This is a genomic window from Cobetia marina, from assembly GCF_001720485.1.
In the GTDB taxonomy this organism is placed as follows: Bacteria; Pseudomonadota; Gammaproteobacteria; order Pseudomonadales; family Halomonadaceae; genus Cobetia; species Cobetia marina.
The window spans coordinates 3388343-3406145 of record NZ_CP017114.1; the positions used below are offsets into that span (position 1 = coordinate 3388343).

The following is a 17803-nucleotide window of genomic DNA, read 5'->3' on the forward strand; positions in this document are numbered from 1 at the left end:
CTCCCGCAACGCAACCTGGAGATCCTGCCATGACGCAGCTCATCCTCATCCTCGTCGCCCTTGCCGGTCTGCTGACCGTCATGGCACGTGAATCCGGTGCACTGGCCGCCATCGGCGTGCTGGCGGTCACCGGCCTCATCGGCCTGGGCATCGACACCCCGGTGCTTGGTGTCCTGCTGTTGATCGGCGCGGCACTGGTCGCCGTCTGCGGCCTGCCGGCGCTGCGCACCAAGTGGCTCAGCCCGCGGCTGTTCGCGATGTTCAAGAAGGTGTCGCCCAAGGTCTCGGCGACCGAGAAGGTAGCCCTGGAAGCCGGTACCGTGTTCTGGGACGCCGAATTGTTCTCCGGCAAGCCGCAATGGGACACCCTGACCGCACAGCGCAATGAGGGCATCTCCAGCGAGGAGCAGGCCTTCATCGATACGCAGTGCTCCATCGCCTGTGGCATGACCAACAGCTGGGAAATCGCTCGCGAGCGTGCGGATCTTCCCGAGGAACTGTGGGAATTTCTCAAGCGCGAGAAGTTCTTCGGCATGATCATTCCCAAGCAGTACGGCGGCCTCGGCTTCTCGGCCAAGGCGCAGTCACTGGTACTGCAGAAGCTGGCGGTCAACGAGACGCTGATGGTCACCGTCGGCGTGCCCAACTCCCTCGGCCCGGGTGAGCTGCTGCTCAAGTACGGCAGCGAGGAACAGAAGGATTATTACCTGCCGCGCCTGGCGGATGGCCGCGAGATCCCCTGCTTCGGCCTGACCGGCCCGCGTGCCGGCAGTGACGCGACCTCCATTCCGGACACCGGTATCGTGTGTCGCGGCATGCATGACGGCGAGGAAGTCGTCGGTATCCGCCTCAACTTCGAGAAGCGCTGGATCACCCTGGCGCCGGTCGCCACCGTGGTCGGCCTGGCCTTCCGCATGTTCGACCCCGAGCACCTGCTGGGGGACGTGGAAGACATCGGCATCACCTGCGCCCTGATTCCGCGTGATACCGACGGCATGGACATCGGCCGTCGCCATCACCCGATCGGCGCGCCGTTCATGAATGGCCCGATCTTCGGCAAGGACGTCTTCATCCCGCTCAGCTATCTGATCGGTGGCGAGCAGATGGCCGGCCAGGGCTGGAAGATGCTGGTCGAGTGTCTGTCGGTGGGTCGCTGCATCACCCTGCCGTCCGGCTCCGCGGGCATCTCTCGCTACGCACTGGGCTGGAGCGCCGGTTTCGCGCGCATCCGCCGCCAGTTCAATCTGCCGGTGGCCGAGATGGAAGGCGTGCAGGAGCCGCTGGCTCGCATGGCCGCGATGAACTACATCAGCCAGGCCGCCGTACTGCATACCGCCAACATGATCGACAACGGCCACAAGCCGGCCGTGCCCTCCGCCATCCTCAAGAGTCAGCTGACCGAGATGGCCCGCACGCTGCTGACCGATGGCATGGATATCCACGGCGGACGCGGCGTGACGCTCGGCCCGCGCAACTACATCGGCGTGGCATATGCCGGCACCCCGGTCTCGATCACGGTGGAAGGCGCCAACATCATGACCCGCAACCTGATGATCTTCGGTCAGGGGGCCATCCGCTGCCATCCGTACGTGCTGGAAGAGCTGGCCGCCAAGGATGCCGATGACCTGAACGCCTTCGACAAGGCCTTCTTCCGCCATGCAGGCCTCATCTTCGGCAACGCGGCCCGCGCCTTCAGCCAGAGCTTCGGCATCGGCGGCAAGACCACCGGCTTCGACGCCGTCGCCACGCCTTATGCCAACCACATCAACCGCTTCAGCGCCGCCTTCTCGCTGTCCGCCGATGCGGCCATGGCCAGCCTCGGCTCCAGCCTCAAGGCACGCGAGATGCTGTCGGCTCGTCTGGGTGACGTGCTCTCCAACCTCTACCTGGCGTCCCTGACGCTCAAGCAGTGGCACGAATCGGACGCCTGTGAGCACGAGGAAGCGCTGTTCCACTACAGCATGCAATGGTTGCTGCATCGCACCGAGAAGGCACTCGACGAACTGCTCGCCAACCTGCCCAACCGTGCCCTGGCCACGACATTGCGCGTCGTCACGCTGCCGCGTGGTCGTCAGTTCGCCATGCCCAGGGACAGCCTGACCCGCGAGATCGCACGTGCCGTCTCCACCGACAGTGCATTGCGTACCAAGCTGACCGACAACACCTGGGACGCTCAGGACGAAGGCCAGAAGGACAATGCTCTCGCCCGCTACAACGCGCTGCTCAAGGATTACCCGCGTGCGGAGCCGATCTACAAGACGCTGGCCAAGGCCTATCACAAGGGCGAGATCCCGGCCGACGCACTGTCACCGGAAGCGCGCATCGAAGCGGCGGTCGAGGCCGGTATCCTGTCCGCTGAGGATGGCGACTTCATGCGCGTCTTCGAAGCCGAGGTACTCGACATGCTGACCGTCGACCACTTCGATTTCGATGCCTTCGTGCGCAAGCCGATGGCGAGTGACGGCACAGCCTCCAACCCACAGCAGGACGCCGCCTGATCACCGGCCGACGCCCGCGTGAGCGATGCAAGACCTGATCGCTGATCGCAGAACCAAAAAGGCCCCGCTCAGTGAGCGGGGCCTTTTTATTGGCAGGAGGCGCCATGCTTCGCGTCATCTCGATCTCAGATATGACGCGCGAAGTGCTCGAGATCACGCACGAAGGCGTTCTTGTAGGTCTCGAAGTCCTTCGGGCGCGCCTTGAAGGTGCGCTTGATACGCTCGCGATCCAGACGCAGCGGCTCGTCCAGCGCCGCGAGAGTGCCGACACGCGCCGCCGGATTCATGCCGACCAGCTCACGCGGGCGATCGCCTTCGGCCTCGGCCTCCAGCCAGTCGTTGATCCCGGCGCGACGCAGCACGCTGACCAGCGAGCCGTCGGTGAGACGCACCTGCAGACGACCGTGATCCGCCAGCTGTGACACCAGCGCGATGCCGTGGTCATGGCCACGATGGACCGGCGGCGTCGCCCACAGGGCAAGATTCAGCCCGCGCGCATTCTCGTCGAGCACCAACAGGGCGGCGGAGTGGATGCGCTCGGCATCGTCCACCAGCGCGAACAGGCGAGCGGTCTCGTTCTCGAACCAGACACCTCGGACACCGGCATAGCTCACCAGCGCATCCAGCCCCCCTCGCGGCCATGCACTTCGGCACACAGCATCGCCAGACACGCATCGCGCCGGGCACCGGCACTCACTTCCACCACTTTCATCGCATTCTCCGCCACAGGCATTTTCAGCGCGCAAGACTAGCACACTCGCCGGATGATCGCCTGATCCACCGCGCCCCGTGCAGGGCCGACGGTGGTTACCCGCACATGAACATCCAACCGTCATAAAGTTGTAAGGAAAGCCTTCTAGAGTCGTCTACGCTTTTCGGACGATCATCATAAGAACAAAAAGATGTTCGCTTGATCGTTCGCCATCGATCGACAGCAGTCAGCCTGCGCGACTCCCACAAGGCTGACCAGGGACCCTCTCAGGAGCTCGACCATGCGCCGCCCGACCCATCACGCAATGCTCAACACCCGTGGCACCCGTCATCTTGCCAGCCTCGCGCTGGCAGTCGGTTTCGCGACCGCTTCCGCCAGTGCCCTGGCCGCCACCGAAGTCGAGTGGTGGCACGCCATGGGGGGCGGACTTGGTAAGAAGGTCGACGAGATCGCGGCCGACTTCAATGCAAGTCAGGATGAATTCGTCGTCAAGCCGGTCTTCAAGGGCAACTACTCCGAGACCATGACGTCCGCCATTGCCGCCTTCCGGGCCGGCAAGGGCCCGGACATCGTGCAGATCTTCGAGGCCGGCACCGCCACCATGATGAGCGCCAAGGGTGCCATCATGCCGGTCCATCAGCTGATGGCGGACTATGCACCGTCAGAAGGCGCGAGTTTCGATCCGAAGGCCTACCTGTCTTCCGTCACCGGCTACTACACCGACACCGAAGGCAAGATGCTGTCAATGCCGTTCAACTCCTCCACCCCGGTCACCTATTACAACAAGGACATGCTGGCCAAGGCCGGTGTCGAATCCGTGCCGGCCACCTGGCAGGAGCTGGGTGATGCCCTCAAGAAGGTCGTCGATTCCGGCGCGGGCAGCTGTGGCCTGACGACCACCTGGCCGTCCTGGGTGATGCTGGAGAACTTCTCGGCACGCAATGACGTGCCCTTCGCCAGTAAGGCCAATGGCTTCGCCGGCACCGATACCCGCCTTGAATTCAACAAGACCGCCGTGGTCGACCACATCCAGCGCCTCGATGACTGGCAGGCCGACAAGCGCTTCGTGTTCGGCGGTCGCTTCGATGACGCGGCGCCGAAGTTCTACTCCGGTGAGTGCGCGATGATGATGGGCTCCTCCGCCAGCTATGCCGGCGTCAAGGAAAGCGCCAAGGGCTTCGAGTTCGGCGTGGCACCGCTGCCCTACGACAGCGACGCGATCGAGACGCCGCAGAACTCCATCATCGGCGGCGCGTCACTGTGGGTGCTGTCCGGCCACAGCGATGAGGAATACCAGGGCGTCGCCAAGTTCTTCCAGTACCTCTCCAGGCCCGAAGTCCAGGCCGACTGGCACCAGTTCACCGGCTACCTGCCGATCACCACCGCCGCGGCAGAGCTGACACGTGAGCAGGGCTTCTACGCCGAGAATCCGGGCACTGACGTCGCCATCACCCAGATGACCTCCGTGACCCCGACCGAGAACTCCAAGGGTCTGCGTCTGGGCAACATGGTGCAGATACGTGACGTGATCAACGAAGAGCTCGAGAAGATCTTCGCTGGCAAGGAAAGCGTGCAGGACGGTCTCGATCAGGCTGTCGAGCGCGGCAACAAGCTGCTGGAGAAGTTCGAGCGCGCCAACGGCTGAACACCGCCACACCATGGTGGGCCGCCTGGGCGGCCCACCATGCCTGGATGCCAGAGAGCGGAAAGCGCACCCGAAACCGGTGCCCTTTCCCTTCTCTCCCGGCTTGATGGCGCATGGTCGGCCGAATCCACGCCGACCATGCGCACACGACTGACGTGATCAGTCCCTCTTCCTTGCGAGACCTCTGCTGCATGGCCCATTTCAATCGACATCCCTTCACGCCATGGATCCTGCTGGCCCCCCAGCTGATCATCGTCGGCGTGTTCTTCTTCTGGCCGGCCCTGCAGGCCATCGAACAGGCTTTCTATATCGAGGATGCCTTCGGGCTTTCACGTGAATTTGCCGGACTTGCCAACTTCCTCGCGGTCCTCGGCGAAGCGGAATATCTGGAAACCCTGTGGACGACGGTCTACTTCTCCTTTGCCGTCGCCTTCGGCGCCATGGCACTCGCCCTTGGGCTGGCCGTGCTGGCAGACCGCGTGCTGCGTGGCGCCAGCACCTACAAGACCTTCCTCATCTGGCCCTATGCCGTCGCGCCTGCCGTGGCCGGCGTCCTGTGGCTGTTCCTGTTCGACCCGACGCTCGGCATCCTGCCGGAACTGCTGTCCGCCATCGGCATCGACTGGAATCACAACCTCAACGGCAACCAGGCCATGCTGCTGGTGGTACTGGCCTCGATCTGGAAACAGATGAGCTACAACTTCGTGTTCTTCCTCGCAGGTCTCCAGGCGATCCCCAAGAGCCTGCTGGAAGCGGCCGCCATGGATCGCGCCGGCCCCTGGCGACGTTTCTGGACCATCACCTTCCCGCTGCTCTCCCCGACCAGTTTCTTTCTGCTGGTGATGAACGTGGTCTACGCCTTCTTCGAGACCTTCGGCACCATCGATGCCACCACCTCGGGTGGTCCGGGCGGCTCGACGCGCACCCTGGTCTACAAGGTGTATGAAGACGGTTTCGTCGGTCAGGATCTGGGGTCGAGTGCCGCCCAGTCGGTGTTGTTGATGGTCATCGTCGGTGTGCTGACGCTGATCCAGTTCAAGTATGTCGAGAAGAAGGTGCAGTACTGATGCGCTACAACCGTCCCGGGCTTGATATCGCAAGCCATGCGCTCTTGATCGTCGGCTGCGCGCTGTTCTTCCTGCCGGTGTGGATCGCCTTCAGCGCCAGCACCCACGAGATGGGCGACCTCTACTCCAACGTCGCCCCCGTCTGGATAGGCGAGGCAGGATTCGACAACTACCGCCACCTGCTGGAAGACCCCGTCAGCAGTCTCGGCGCCGACGTGATGACCTTGCTGTTCAATTCGATGCTGATGGCACTGGGCATCGCCATCGGCAAGATCATCATCTCGGTACTGGCGGCCTATGCGATCGTGTTCTTCGAGTTCCGCTTCCGCAAGCTGTGCTTCTGGCTGATCTTCATCACCCTGATGTTGCCGGTGGAGGTGCGCATCCTGCCGACCTTCAAGGTGGTGGCCGACCTCAACATGCTGGACAGCTATGCAGGCCTGATCCTGCCGCTGATCGCCAGCGCTACCGCGACCTTCCTGCTGCGCCAGTTCTATCTGACCATCCCGGCCGAACTGGTCGAGGCGGCACGCATCGATGGCGCCGGGCCGTGGCGCTTCCTCAAGGACATTCTGCTGCCGCTGTCGAAGACCAACATCGCGGCACTGTTCGTGATCATGTTCATCTACGGCTGGAATCAGTACCTGTGGCCGCTGCTGATCACCACGGATGCCGACTACCTGACCATCGTCGTCAGCCTCAAGCGCATGTTGACCACCGGCGACGGCCTGGTGCCGTGGCAGGACGTCACCGCCACCACGCTGCTGGCCATGGGGCCGCCGGTGCTGGTGATCCTGTTCATGCAGCGCTACTTCATCAAGGGGCTGGTGGACAGCGAGAAGTGACCTCCTCTCGCCCCGGCACCTCGTGATTCGCGCTCCTTTTACCTGACGCCTTGCGCCCGGCCACCTGATTCCGTTCCGCCGTGATGGGCCGCTCTCACGCCTGTCACGGCACCGCTTTGGATATTCATCTCATGGCAACACTGACACTCAAGCAGCTCAAGAAGCAGTACCCCAATGGCTACCAGGCCCTGCACGGCATCGACCTGGAGTTCGGTGAGGGCGAGCTGATCGTCATCGTCGGCCCTTCCGGGTGCGGCAAGTCCACCCTGCTGCGCACCCTGGCGGGGCTCGAGGATATCTCCGAAGGCGACCTGGAGATCAACGGCAAGCGCGTCAATGACCTGGAGCCCGCCGAGCGCGATATCGCGATGGTGTTCCAGAACTATGCGCTCTACCCGCACATGAGCGTGTTCGACAACATGGCCTACGGCCTCAGGAACCGTCGCACGCCCAAGGACGAGATCCAGCATCGCGTCAGCGAGGCCGCCGAACTGCTGGGCCTGACCGAGCTGCTCGATCGTCGTCCCAAGCAGCTCTCCGGCGGCCAGCGTCAGCGCGTCGCCATGGGGCGCGCCATCGTGCGCAAGCCGCAGGTCTTCCTGTTCGATGAGCCGCTCTCGAATCTCGATGCCAAGCTGCGCGTGCAGATGCGCCTCGAGATCCGCCGTCTGCAAAAACGCCTCAAGGTCACCTCCGTCTATGTCACCCATGACCAGACCGAGGCCATGACCCTGGCAGACCGCCTGGTGGTGATGAATGGCGGCCACGTCGAACAGTTCGGCACGCCGATGGCGCTCTATGACCGACCCGCCAGCCAGTTCGTCGCCGGCTTCATCGGCTCGCCTGCCATGAACTTCCTGAGCGCCACCCGTACGGAGGCAGGCCTCTCGCTGCCCTGCGGCGCGCGCCTGGCATTGCGACCGGCGGCCAGAGAACACGAGGCGACTCCCATGGACGCCGCACTGACGTTGGGCATCCGCCCGGAACATCTCGAGGTTCTGCAGCCGGACAGCCCGCTGCCACCGGGTGCCGCGGAGCTTGTGGCCCGCATCGAGCTGGTCGAGCCACTGGGCGCGGACACCCTGGCGTACTGCCGACTGGACGGCCAGGCGGAGCCGCTGGTGGTGAGACTGGACGGCGAGCACGCCGTCGCCGAGGAGCAATGCCTGCGCCTGGCCATTCCGCCCGCACGCGCGCATCTGTTCGGTGCGGATGGCAAGCGCCTGGCAACTCACGAGTGATGGAGCACCTGGCCTGCGCACGAGTCGCCACAACGAAACCTGCAGCAGGGCCTGGAGCGGAACCTGTCGCGAAAGGCACATGCACACAAAAGTGATTGCCCCCGTAGCGTCATCATCGGATGGTAACAAGGACACGCCGGGTGCTCGTCCTGACGCGTCGAGCCTGACACCATCCACCAACGAGGTTCATCGATGTCATCATCTTTCTCCCACGGCACATCGCTTGCATTGCCAATGGCCATCGCTCACCGCGGGTTGTCCGCCTATGCACCGGAAAACACGCTCAGCGCCATCCGCGCCGCCCATGAGGCCGGCCACCAATGGGTGGAGCTGGATGTCCAGCTGCTCAAGGATGGCACTCCTGTCATCTGGCACGATGCCAGCGTCAATCGTTGCTCCGATGGGCGTGGGCGGCTGAGAAACCTGGATCTGGCAGCGGCTCGGGCGCTGGATGTGGGCAGCTGGTTCAGTGCCCGCTTTGCCGGGGAACGCATGGCGACACTCGAGGAAGCCCTGGCATTGATCGCCTCGCTGGGCATGGGGCTCAATCTCGAGCTCAAGCTGAGTCCGGGGCACGACACTCGAGCACTGGTCGAGAAAGTCGTGCCCCTGGCGGTCGAGGCGCTGCCCGTCGGGCGGCTGATTCTCTCGTCATTCGACCCGCAAGCCCTGCGCATGAGCCGGGAACGTGACGGCAAGGTGCTGATCGGGCTGCTCTACGACGCCATTCCTGACGACTGGGAGGCATTGGCCGAGGACGTGAAGGCAGTCACCGTACATGCGGACTGGCGTGCACTGACACGTGTCGCGGCGAGTCGCGTCACGGCCACCCAGCGCAAGCTGCTCTGCTACACGCCCAACGATGCCGCGGCCTTCTCCCCTCGCTGGGCCTGGGGGGTCAGTGCCGTCATCAGCGATGACCCCGGTATCTTCTCCGAGCAGGACCTTGCGCAGTCTCCCTGTACCGAACGCACCTTGTCGTGAGATCGCCATGAGCCAGTCACTGGAGACATTGAGCCCGCGCCAGCTGCGCATTCTCGAGCGCCTGGCGCGAGACGGCCAGTTGAGCGTCGAGCCGCTGGCCGTGGACTTCGAGGTCACACCGCAGACCATACGCCGCGATCTCGGCGTGCTGTGTGATCTCGGACTGGCGCGACGGCGTCATGGCGGCATCGAACGTCCGCTGGGTGGACACAATCTGGGCCACACCCAGCGCAGCATGCTGGCGAGACCGGCCAAGCAGGCCATGGCGGCCCAGGTCGTCGCCGAGATACCCGATGGCGCCTCGCTGGCACTGGGAATCGGCACCAGCGTGGTGGCTGTCGCCGAGGCACTGATCGCCCGGCGCGGCCTGCGCGTGATCACCAACAACCTGCAGGTGGCACAAGCGCTTTCCAGCCACCCGGATGTCAGCGTGCAGCTTGCCGAGGGCCAGCTTCGCCCTCGGGATCTCGATGTGGTCGGCAGCGCCACCGTGGCCTTCTTCACCCGGCATCAGGTGGACATCGCCGTGCTGGGATGTGGCGGGCTGGATGCCGAGGGGCTGCTGGATTTCGACCCTGAAGAGGCCGCCGTCAGTCGCGCCCTGCTCAGGCATGCCAGACGCCGCATCCTGGTCACCGATGCCAGCAAGTGGGGGCGTGCCGCCATGTGCCGGATCGGCCCGCTCACCGATATCGATCTGCTGATCACCGACAGCCCCCCACACGCCAGCGAGCACCAGATGGCGTTGACCGAGGCGGAGGCTCACTCACTGCAGGTGATGTACCGCCAATGAATCACTCAGCCCCCGCCCCTGTGGCCCACCGCTCACGAGGATGATCGGAATCACCATGCAAGCCTTCGCTCACTGCCCAGCCACCACCCTGTCCGGCATTCGCTACCTGCTGACCGACATCGATGACACCCTCACCCGGGAAGGGCGACTCGATGCCTCGACATTGGCGGCACTCGAGCGCCTGGAGGCAGCCGGCATCAAGGTCATTCCGGTCACGGGCGGCTGTGCCGGCTGGTGCGATCATATCGCCAGGGCCTGGCCAGTGGCCGCCGTGATCGGGGAGAACGGCGCCTTCGCCTTTCAGCGCCAGGGGCAGCGGATACTCACGACCTGGTGGGAGGACGAAGCACGTCTTCGCGCGCGTCAACGCCATGTGATGACGGTGGCGCGCCAGCTGCTGCTCAACCATCCCCAGGCCGCACTGGCCCAGGACCAGCCCTTCCGCTACGCGGATGTCGCGGTGGACCACTGTCAGGCCGTCAGCCCGCTGTCGCAGGCACAGATCCACGCCATCATCGCCGGCTTCACGGCCGCCGGCATTCAGGCGCGTGCCAGCTCCATCCATATCAATGCCTGGCAGGGTGACTTCGACAAGGCACGCATGGCCGTGCGTGTCCTGACCGAGACCTTCGGACTGGACCGCATGCAACTGGAACAGGAGGTGATGTACGTCGGCGATGCCCCCAATGACGCGCCGATGTTCGCTACCTTCCGGCATACCGTGGGCGTCGCCAATATCCTCAAGCATCGTGCAGCGCTGGGCTGGGAGCCCGCCTGGCTGACCCGCCACGGTCATGGCGCCGGGGTCGAGGAAATCGCCGATGCCCTGCTCGGGTCACATGCAGCCATCGACAGCGGACACTGAGACTGCCGAGCGGCTGCACTTGTCGTACTGAGCCTGCCAGACCGAGTCCTTCGAGCTGAGCCCGTCGAACTGTGCCCGTCGGACTGAGCTCACCAAGCTTGACCTGACGACATGAAAAAGCCCGCCTCGGCATTCCGAGACGGGCTTTTGTTATCTGAAAGATAACAATATCAACAAAGAACAGACTGCCTACTGTGGAAAGAACAGCCCACGCAAGCCTTCACCCGGGTCTTCGAAGCGCATGAAGGCCTCGCCCACCAGGAAGCCGTGGACACCACGGTCACGCATCTTCGCCACATTTTCACGGGTGTGGATACCTGATTCGGTCACGACGCGCACTCCCGATGGCATGTCGGTCAACAGGTCCAGCGTCGTCTCCAGTGAGGTCTCGAAGCTACGCAGATCACGGTTGTTGATTCCGACCAGCTCGATCCCCAGCGCCAGCGCACGCTTGAGCTCCTCGCCATCATGCACCTCGACCAGCACATCCATGCCCAGCTCTCGCGCCTGATCATGCAGAGCACTCAGGCGTGCATCGTCCAGTGCCGCGACGATCAGCAGAATGCAGTCGGCACCGATGGCACGCGCCTCGAGCACCTGATAGGGATGAATGATGAAGTCCTTGCGGATCACCGGGATCGAGACGGCGTCGCGCGCCTCGATCATGAAGTCCTCATGCCCCTGGAAGAAGTCGGCATCGGTCAGCACCGACAGGCAGGCAGCGCCGGCCTGCTCATATGCCACGGCGATCTCGGCCGGCGCGAAGTCTTCACGGATCACGCCCTTGGAGGGAGAGGCCTTCTTCACCTCGGCGATGATGGCCGGCTCACCGCGATCGATACGAGATGTCAGCGCCTTGATGAAACCACGCGGCGCACTCTGCTTCTCGATCAGCGTCTGAAGATCCGCCTCGCCCACCGCCGCACTGCGCTCGGCGATCTCCTCTTCCTTGCGCGCCAGAATTCTGGCCAGGATGGTCGGCAGCGCCTTGTCAGTCGTCTGTTGCTCGGTACTCATCAGCGGGTCGCTCCTTCATCATTGACCTGGGCGTAGACACGGGTGAAATCGGCAAGCTCCTTCATCTTCTCGAAGGGCAGCTTGCTGGCCTGCACGTCCTCGGCAATATTGACGCCTTCCTTGAGACTGTCTGCGATACCGGCCACGTACAGGGCCGCGCCGGCATTGAGCGCCACGATATCGCTGGCCGGCCCCTCGTCTCCGCGCAGCGCCTGCTGCACCAGCTTCAAACTGTCGGCAGACGTCGCGACTGCCAGCGAATCCAGCGACTGGCGCGCGATACCGAAGTCTTCCGGCGCGATGCGGTATTCGCGGATCTCGCCATCCTTGAGCTCATTGACCAAGGTCGGCGCCGCCAGCGAGATCTCGTCCAGACCGTCATCGCTGTGCACCACCAGCACATGCTCGGCCCCGAGACGCTTGAGCACCTCGGCCATCAGCGGCACCAGCGCGGGGTCATACACGCCGAGCACCTGACGGGTAGCGCCAGCCGGATTGGTCAGCGGACCCAGGATGTTGAACATGGTGCGCACCCCCATCTCGCGACGCGGACCGATCACGTGCTTCATGGCAGCATGATGATTGGGCGCGAACATGAAGCCGACCCCGATATCATCGATGCAGCGCGCGACCTGTTCGGCATTCAGCGCCAGATGGATGCCAGCCGATTCGAGCAGATCCGCACTGCCGGACGACGAGGAGACACTGCGGTTGCCATGCTTGGCCACATGCCCACCGGCGGCGGCCACGACGAAACTTGCGGCAGTGGACACATTGAACAGATTGGCCCCATCTCCGCCGGTACCCACGATGTCCACCGCATCGGTGGCGCGCACCGTGACTCGCGTCATCAATTCACGCATCACCTGCGCGGCAGCGGCCAGCTCATCGACAGTCTCGCCTTTCATCGACAGGGCCATCAACAGCGCCCCTATCTGCGCCTGGGTTGCCTCGCCGGTCATGATGGCCGTCATGACCGCATGAGTGTCGTCGTAGCTCAGGTGCTGGCGGCGCATCACGGCGCCAATCGCCTCACGCATCTGCATGTTGTGTCTCCGCAGACGCCAGCCTCGGCGGCTGACGCATGAAAATGAAATATGACTCTTGCGATCTGCATCCGCTCAAGCGGCTTTCTCGACCTCGCCGCGACGCAGGAAGTTAGCCAGAAGCTCATGACCCTGCAATGTGAGGATCGACTCGGGGTGGAACTGCACACCCTCGACATCAAGCTCGCGATGGCGCAGCCCCATGATCAGCTGCGGGGTGACATCGTCATCTCCCGTCCAGCTGGTGACGACAAGACACTCAGGCAGGCTGTCGCGCTCGACGACCAGCGAGTGATAACGCGTGACTTCCAGCGGCTCGGCCAACGCCCTGAAGACGCCACTGTTGTCGTGATGGACGGCGGAGGTCTTGCCATGCATCACCTGAGGGGCACGCACCACCTTGCCACCGTAGACCTGACCGATGGCCTGATGGCCGAGACAGACCCCCAGGATCGGCAGCTTGCCGGCAAAGTGACGGATGACGTCCAGGGTAATCCCGGCCTCATTGGGCGTGCACGGCCCTGGCCCCAACACCAGATGCGTGGCACCGAGCACCTCGATCTGCTCGAGCGTGATGGCGTCATTGCGCACGGTCAGCACTTCGGCCCCAAGCTCGCTCAGATACTGGACGATGTTGTAGGTGAAGCTGTCAAAGTTGTCGATCATCAGCACGCGTGGCGCGCTGGCGTCCTGCGAAGTGAATGCCTGCATGGTCAGTGTCCATTCTCGGGAGCGGATCCGTGCCGTGATTCACCGGCCTGCCCGCCCTCCTTTGGTGTCGTTCCCGCCGTCCAGCAACAAAAATGCCGCCCTGGTCGGCGGCATTCTTCTGGTCGTACGTCCTCGAACTTCAGACATGCGAAAGCCGCCCCGTTGTCAGGAGCGCCACCACTGCTGGTTGAGGTCGTGCGGGTTACGTAGCGTCATGGGTCAATAGTGCGTTGAGCCGTTGGGAGTGTCAATCACATGCGACATTGCAGGGAGCGGCCCCGCAAGGCCGCCGGGCCACTCCCTGTCGTGCATGGCGCGGCATTCAGTCCAGGTTGTCCAGGCCACGCTCCGCCATCGCCACGGCACGGAACAGCGCACGCCCCTTGTTGAGGGTCTCGTCCCACTCGGACTGCGGGACGGAATCCGCGACCACCCCGGCACCGGCCTGGACGTGAAGCACCTGATCCTTGAGCACGGCGGTACGGATCGCGATCGCGGTATCCATGTTGCCGTGCCAGGAGAGATAGCCCACCGCCCCCGAGTAGATGCCACGCTTGACCGGCTCCAGCTCGTCGATGATCTCCATGGCGCGAATCTTCGGCGCGCCGGACAGCGTGCCCGCCGGGAAGGTGGCACGCAGCACGTCCATCGGCCCCAGCCCTTCCTTCAGCTTGCCGGTGACGTTGGAGACGATGTGCATGACGTGGGAGTAGCGTTCCACCACCATCTGGTCCGTCACCTTGACGCTACCGGTCTGACTGATGCGCCCGGCATCGTTGCGGCCCAGGTCGATCAGCATCAGGTGCTCGGCGATTTCCTTGGGGTCCGAGAGCAGATCCTTCTCGAGCGCCAGATCCTCCTCTTCGGTGGCACCGCGTACGCGCGTCCCGGCAATGGGACGCACCGCGACTTCACCATCCTCGAGACGCGAGAGAATCTCGGGCGACGAGCCGATGACGTGATGATCATCCAGATTGAAGAAGAACATGTACGGCGAGGGATTCAGACTGCGCAGCGCACGATAGAGATCCAACGGCGCGGCACGGTAGGGAATCGACATGCGCTGGGACGGCACGCACTGCATGACATCACCGGCCAGCACGTATTCCTTGATCTTCTCGACCGCGCCCTTGAAGCCTTCCTCGGTGAAGCCGGAAGTGAAATCGGTCTCCTGGACCGGATCACCTCCGGTACCGGGGCTGACGGTATTCAGCGTGGCGCTGCGCAGCTGGATCTCGAGGCGCTCGAGACGCTCGCAGGCTGCCTCGAAGGCATTGGGTGTCTCGGGGTCGGCATGGGTCAGCAACGTCAGGCGGCCAGAGAGATTGTCGAAGATCACCAGCTCGTCGGCCACCATCAACAGGATATCCGGCACGCCCAGCGGGTCCGGCTTCTCGACGCCCCGCAGGCGCGGTTCGATGTAGCGCACGGTGTCATAGCCGAAGTAGCCGACCAGCCCGCCATTGAAGCGCGGTGCGCCCTCGATGACCGGCACCCGGAAGCGCGTCTGGAACTGCTCGATCCACTCGAGCGGATCTTCCACCTCGGTCATGCCGGTCTGCTCGCCATTGACCAGGTGCGCCACGACCTGACCACGCACCTCGATGCGCTCACGGCACGGCAAGCCGATGATCGAATAGCGCCCCCACTTCTCGCCGCCCTGCACGGACTCCAGCAGGAAGGTCCACGGCATGTCAGCCAGTTTGAGATAGGTGGACAGCGGTGTGTCGAGGTCCGCCAGCACGTCACGAGTAACGGGAATGCGGTTGTAGCCTGCCTCGGCCAGTTCAGCGAAGTGTTGTGGGGTCATCATGACCTGCAGTTCCTTCCACGGAGGGGGCGTTGCCGGTACGCGACCGGCTTGTCTGGCGTCAGTCTATCATCGCGTGCCGGTGGCGGCAGCGCTGTCTGGCAGGCTCAGCCTGCGACGACCAGCTCGGCCAGGGACTCGACGATGTGATCCGGATGACTGCGCGCGATCGGCTCACCGTGGTTGTAGCCGTAGGGCACCGCCAGCGTCCGGAAACCGGCGACGCGACCTGCCGCGATATCGTGACGTGAATCCCCGACCATCAACGCCTCCCGCGGCGCGACCCCCAGGCGCTCGGCCGCGAACAGCAACGGTGCGGGGTCCGGCTTGCGCGTCGGCAGGCTGTCGCCCCCCAACGCCAGCGCGAAGTATTCCGCCAGCGAGAAATGCGAGAGCAGCGGTTCGATGAAGGTTTCCGGCTTGTTGGTGATCAGCACCACGACCACACCGGCCTGATGCAACCCCTCCAGACAGTCACGCGCACCGGGATATAGCCGTGTACGCGAGCTGGGGTCCGCGGCGTAATGCGCCAGGAAGCACTGATGCGCGCGCTCGACCCGCGTCAGATCATCCGTCGCCAGACCATGCGCCTCAAGCGCTCGCTCCACCAGCACCCGCGCGCCATTGCCGACGAAGTCGCGCACGCGGTCTTCCCCGAGTGCCGACAAGCCTTCATCGACCAGCATCCTGTCGATCGCGTTGGCAAGATCCGGCACCGAGTCGATCAAGGTGCCATCCAGATCGAAGGCCACCATCTTGATGCCCCGCAATGCCGGATGCGCCAGCCCGTGATCGAGGCTCTGTACCTGCTCGGGTCGGGGCCCGAGAGCGTCCCCGCCACGCGCGGTATCGCAGGGCGTGGAAGTGGAATGAGACGCGGTCTGGACAGACGCCTCGTCGGAAGTCTGCATTACCGTCTTTTCGCTCACCTGGCCTCCTGAGATCACTCGCTGAATCCGGCTGTCACGGGACGAGAATCGTCCGCCATTCATCCACGCAACGCATGGTTTCATCTGTTTTGTTGGAAAAATCCGTAAAAAAATTACATTCCTTCACCCTGCCACTATTAGCACGCCAGCGGTCACGTTACCATAGCGCCATTCAGTCGACCGTCCCTCCGGGTGTGGCGCCAGTGACAACGAAAAATCGCGCAACCCGACGCTCCGGCGACAGCCAGTTTCTGCTTGTCCTTTTCGATCTTGTCACTCTCAGGAGCTCTCCATGGCTATTCCCCGCATCGTGGTTGTCGGCGGTGGCGCCGGCGGTCTGGAACTTGTCACCAAGCTTGGCCACAAGCTGGGTCGCAAGAAGAAAGCCGAAATCATCCTCATCGATCGCAATTCCACGCATATCTGGAAGCCTCTGCTGCACGAAGTGGCCACCGGCGTGCTGGATTCCGGTCTTGATGAGGTGTCCTACCAGGGCCATTCCAAGGCCCACGGCTACAAGTTCCAACGCGGGACTCTCGAAAGCCTGGAGCGCGAAGAGAAGCAGCTGACACTGGCGGCCATCCACGATGCCAACGGCACCGTACTGCTGCCCTCGCGCACCCTGAGCTATGACTATCTGGTGCTGTCGCTGGGCAGCGTGTCCAACGACTTCGGTACCCAGGGCGTCGCTGAGCACTGTCACTTCCTGGACAGCCCGCAGCAGGCCGAGAAGTTCCGTCGCGACATGCTCGACACCTTCCTGCGCTTCAGCGCCAATGGCGACAAGTGTGAGCGCCAGCAGCTCAACGTCGCCATCATCGGCGCCGGCGCGACCGGGGTCGAACTGTCCGCCGAGCTGTTCGATGCCTCAAAGATGCTGCACAGCTATGGCTTCTCCTCGCTGGAGGATCGTCAGGTCAAGGTGCATCTGATCGAGGCCGCTCCCCGCATCCTGCCGGCCCTGCCGGAGCGCATCGGCAAGCCGGTCGCCAAGGAGCTGACCCGGCTCGGTGTGGACATCCACACTGACACCCGCGTGACCTGTGCCGACGAACGCGGCATCACCACGGCCGATGGCACTCTGATCGAGGCGGATCTGAGCGTATGGGCCGCCGGTATCCGGGCGCCGTCCTTCCTGTCGGAGCTGGGCCTGTCCACCGAGCGCAACCACCAGGTCAAGGTCCACCAGACCATGCAGAGCATCGACGATGACGCCATCTTCGCGCTCGGCGATTGCGCCAGCTGCCCGCAGCCGGATGACAAGCGCGTGCCGCCACGCGCCCAGGCCGCTCACCAGCAGGCCAGTCTGATGGTCAAGAATCTGCGTGCGGCAATGGACAACAAGCCGCTGAAGGAATTCGTGTTCAAGGATCACGGCTCGCTGATCTCGCTGGCGCATTTCGATGCCGTCGGCTCGCTGATGCGCGGCGCCTCCGCGCGCTCGTTGTTCATCGAAGGCCGCCTGGCCAAGTTCTTCTACGCCTCGCTGTATCGCATGCACCAGATGGCGATCCACGGCGTGATCAAGACCGGCATGACCGTGATCGTGGATGGCCTGAATCGCTACCTGCGTCCGAAGATGAAGCTGCACTGATCACCTGTTCAGAACGAAAACGCCCCCGACGGTCTCCGTCGGGGGC

The 17803-nt window shown here is 63.7% G+C and carries 15 protein-coding genes; 9 read left to right on the forward strand and 6 right to left on the reverse strand.

All coding sequences use genetic code 11. The features are described 5' to 3' along the window. The first annotated feature begins 29 nt into the window (after positions 1 to 29). Complete coding sequence (locus BFX80_RS14325; RefSeq protein ID WP_084209254.1) at positions 30 to 2498, forward strand: acyl-CoA dehydrogenase; 2469 nt, start codon at positions 30 to 32, stop codon at positions 2496 to 2498. 125 nt (positions 2499 to 2623) lie between these two features. On the opposite strand, the gene BFX80_RS14330 is transcribed toward BFX80_RS14325, so the two are convergent. Then, positions 2624 to 3112 carry a hypothetical protein gene (locus BFX80_RS14330; RefSeq protein ID WP_084209255.1) on the reverse strand — a complete coding sequence of 163 codons (489 nt, stop codon included), beginning with the start codon at positions 3110 to 3112 and terminating at the stop codon, positions 2624 to 2626. A 378-nt stretch (positions 3113 to 3490) separates the two neighbouring features. Between BFX80_RS14330 and ugpB the strand changes: the two genes are divergently transcribed. The 7 genes from ugpB to BFX80_RS14365 all read left to right on the forward strand — a co-directional run bounded on the left by ugpB (position 3491) and on the right by BFX80_RS14365 (position 10650). Next, positions 3491 to 4855: a sn-glycerol-3-phosphate ABC transporter substrate-binding protein UgpB gene (gene ugpB / locus BFX80_RS14335; RefSeq protein ID WP_394327507.1), complete on the forward strand. Its 1365-nt coding sequence runs from the start codon at positions 3491 to 3493 to the stop codon at positions 4853 to 4855. 191 nt (positions 4856 to 5046) lie between these two features. Then, positions 5047 to 5922, forward strand: coding sequence for a sn-glycerol-3-phosphate ABC transporter permease UgpA (ugpA, locus tag BFX80_RS14340; protein ID WP_077371440.1), 876 nt, complete (start codon positions 5047 to 5049; stop codon positions 5920 to 5922). Beyond that, positions 5922 to 6767, forward strand: a complete 846-nt coding sequence (gene ugpE, locus BFX80_RS14345; RefSeq protein ID WP_084209256.1) for a sn-glycerol-3-phosphate ABC transporter permease UgpE — start codon at positions 5922 to 5924, stop codon at positions 6765 to 6767. Before ugpA ends, ugpE begins: the two co-directional genes overlap by 1 nt. A gap of 131 nt (positions 6768 to 6898) precedes the next feature. After that, positions 6899 to 8008 (forward strand): sn-glycerol-3-phosphate import ATP-binding protein UgpC, encoded by a 1110-nt coding sequence (locus tag BFX80_RS14350; protein WP_084209798.1) that lies wholly within the window; start codon positions 6899 to 6901, stop codon positions 8006 to 8008. A gap of 192 nt (positions 8009 to 8200) precedes the next feature. Then, on the forward strand, positions 8201 to 8992 hold the full coding sequence (locus BFX80_RS14355) for a glycerophosphoryl diester phosphodiesterase (protein ID WP_084209257.1): 792 nt from the start codon (positions 8201 to 8203) through the stop codon (positions 8990 to 8992). 7 nt (positions 8993 to 8999) lie between these two features. Continuing rightward, positions 9000 to 9785: a DeoR/GlpR family DNA-binding transcription regulator gene (locus BFX80_RS14360; RefSeq protein WP_167593051.1), complete on the forward strand. Its 786-nt coding sequence runs from the start codon at positions 9000 to 9002 to the stop codon at positions 9783 to 9785. A gap of 55 nt (positions 9786 to 9840) precedes the next feature. After that, complete coding sequence (locus BFX80_RS14365) at positions 9841 to 10650, forward strand: HAD-IIB family hydrolase (protein WP_084209799.1); 810 nt, start codon at positions 9841 to 9843, stop codon at positions 10648 to 10650. 189 nt (positions 10651 to 10839) lie between these two features. Here BFX80_RS14365 and trpC read toward each other — a convergent pair whose 3' ends face one another. The 5 genes from trpC to BFX80_RS14390 form a co-directional block, all read right to left on the reverse strand. Next, a complete protein-coding gene (gene trpC / locus BFX80_RS14370) occupies positions 10840 to 11667 on the reverse strand; it encodes an indole-3-glycerol phosphate synthase TrpC (RefSeq protein ID WP_084209259.1) in 828 nt (275 codons plus the stop codon). Beyond that, positions 11667 to 12713: an anthranilate phosphoribosyltransferase gene (trpD, locus tag BFX80_RS14375; RefSeq protein WP_084209260.1), complete on the reverse strand. Its 1047-nt coding sequence runs from the start codon at positions 12711 to 12713 to the stop codon at positions 11667 to 11669. Before trpD ends, trpC begins: the two co-directional genes overlap by 1 nt. A 75-nt stretch (positions 12714 to 12788) precedes the next feature. Continuing rightward, positions 12789 to 13424, reverse strand: a complete 636-nt coding sequence (locus BFX80_RS14380) for an anthranilate synthase component II (protein WP_240499586.1) — start codon at positions 13422 to 13424, stop codon at positions 12789 to 12791. Between the two features lie 322 nt (positions 13425 to 13746). Beyond that, positions 13747 to 15234 carry an anthranilate synthase component I gene (gene trpE, locus BFX80_RS14385; protein ID WP_077373081.1) on the reverse strand — a complete coding sequence of 496 codons (1488 nt, stop codon included), beginning with the start codon at positions 15232 to 15234 and terminating at the stop codon, positions 13747 to 13749. A gap of 107 nt (positions 15235 to 15341) precedes the next feature. Further along, positions 15342 to 16163 (reverse strand): phosphoglycolate phosphatase, encoded by an 822-nt coding sequence (locus BFX80_RS14390; protein WP_394327508.1) that lies wholly within the window; start codon positions 16161 to 16163, stop codon positions 15342 to 15344. Between the two features lie 292 nt (positions 16164 to 16455). Here BFX80_RS14390 and BFX80_RS14395 point away from each other — a divergent pair, with 292 nt between their 5' ends. Continuing rightward, positions 16456 to 17757 carry an NAD(P)/FAD-dependent oxidoreductase gene (locus tag BFX80_RS14395; protein ID WP_077371416.1) on the forward strand — a complete coding sequence of 434 codons (1302 nt, stop codon included), beginning with the start codon at positions 16456 to 16458 and terminating at the stop codon, positions 17755 to 17757. Positions 17758 to 17803: the final 46 nt, after the last annotated feature.